Raw genomic sequence first — 1,811 nt, forward strand, 5'->3', positions numbered from 1 at the left:
TGGCGGCGCGCCTGCAGCGCGTTGGTGGCGCCGATCGCGCGCAGTTCGCGCATCAGCGCGGCAAGGTCCGGATAGGTCAGGTTGAACACGTCGCGGTCCAGCACCGGATCGCGGAAGCCCGACAGCATCAGCGCATCGCCGAACTGCGCGATCGGCGCGAAGCGGCTCACGTGCGGTGTGGTCCGGTCGGCCTGGGCGAAGGCCTCGCGCAGTTCGATCAGGGTGTCCGGGCCGAAGCTGGAACACAGCAGCAGGCCGCCGGGGCGCAGCACGCGGCGGAATCCGGCGAACACCGCCGGCAGATCCTCGACCCACTGCAGGCACAGATTGCTGAAGATCACATCGACGCTGTGCTCGGCCAGCGGCAGCGCGCGCGCATCGGCGCAGACGCGGCCGAACGGCTTCCACCAGCCGGCCTGGCGCTTGGCCTGCTGCAGCATCGGCAGCGCCTGGTCGAGCGCGATCACCTGTGCGCGTGGCCAGCGCTTCTTCATCGCCGCGGCGGCATGCGCCGGACCGCTGCCCACGTCCAGCACCACCTGCGGGACGCGGTCGCCGAGGTAGTCCAGCGATTCCAGCAAGCGGCCCTGCACCTCGCGCTGCAGCGCGGCGGCGGCATCGTAACTGGCGGCGGCACGCGCGAACGCGCGGCGGATGTGCTGGGAGTCGAACGCGGAAGGATCCATCCGCGCATTATCGCCGCCCGCGTCGTGCCGCGGCCAGCAGCGCCACCTGCATCACCGCGTTCTGCGCACGCGTCGCCAATCTCGGCTTACGAATCCCGACTCCCCAATCCCCACTCCCGGCTTCTCAGAACGTCCCCGGATAGCTGCCGCCATCCAGCAGCAGGTTCTGCCCGCTCAGGTAGCCGGCCTGCGCGCTGCACAGGAAGGCGCAGGCCGCACCGAATTCTTCCGCGGTGCCGAAGCGCCCGGCCGGAATCTGCCGACGTTTGCGTTCGGCTAGGTCGACGGGATCGATGCCCTCGCGCTGCGCGGCGTGGGCGATGTTGCCGCGCAGCCGGTCGGTGTCGAACTGCCCGGGCAGCAGGTTGTTGATGGTCACGTTGTGCGCCACCGTGCGCCGCGCCAGCCCGGCGACGAAGCCGGTAAGGCCCGCCCGCGCGCCGTTGGACAGCCCCAGGCTGTCGATCGGCGCCTTCACCGCGGCCGAGGTGATGTTGACGATGCGGCCGAAGCCGCGCGCCTGCATCGCATCGACGGTGGCGCGGATCAACGCGATCGGTGCCAGCATGTTGGCGTCGAGCGCGCGCAGCCAGTCCTCGCGCTCCCAGTCGCGGAAATCGCCGGGCGGCGGCCCGCCGGCGTTGTTGATCAGGATGTCGACCTGCGGGCAGGCGGCCAGTGCAGCGGCGCGGCCGGCCTCGGTGGCGATGTCCGCCGCCACCGCGACCACCTCGCCACCACCGTCGAGCGCGCGCAGCTGCGCCGCGGCCGCATCGAGCCCGGCCTGGCCGCGTGCCACGATCGCCACGTGCACCCCTTCGCGGGCCAAGGCCTGCGCGCAACCCAGTCCCAGCCCCTTGCTCGCGGCGCAGACCAGCGCCCACTTGCCGGCGATTCCCAGGTCCATGCTTGCACTCTCGTTCGAAGGAACCGCGATGATCGGACATCGGCGCTGTGGCGGCCAGCTTCACGCCGCGACGTTGAGGACATTGAGCACGCACGGCAGGTGCAGGAGCGGCTTCGCTGCGCAGCGTTTTGCTGCCATGCGTCGCGACTGAAGTCGCTCCCACAGGGATAGCCGGCATCCTTGTGGGAGGGACTTCAGTCCCGACGACGGAGGGTGTC

General features: G+C 70.8%; 2 protein-coding genes. Both read right to left on the bottom strand.

The window, feature by feature from the left end:
• The coding region (bioC, locus tag D183_RS0107205; RefSeq protein ID WP_017908413.1) for a malonyl-ACP O-methyltransferase BioC at nt 1-686 on the bottom strand (686 nt) is incomplete at its 3' end.
• Between the two features lie 124 nt (nt 687-810).
• Nucleotides 811-1,593, bottom strand: coding sequence for an SDR family oxidoreductase (locus D183_RS0107210; protein WP_017908414.1), 783 nt, complete (start codon nt 1,591-1,593; stop codon nt 811-813).
• Nucleotides 1,594-1,811 lie beyond the last annotated feature (218 nt).

It is taken from the genome of Xanthomonas sp. SHU 199, from assembly GCF_000364665.1.
In the GTDB taxonomy this organism is placed as follows: Bacteria; Pseudomonadota; Gammaproteobacteria; order Xanthomonadales; family Xanthomonadaceae; genus Xanthomonas_A; species Xanthomonas_A sontii.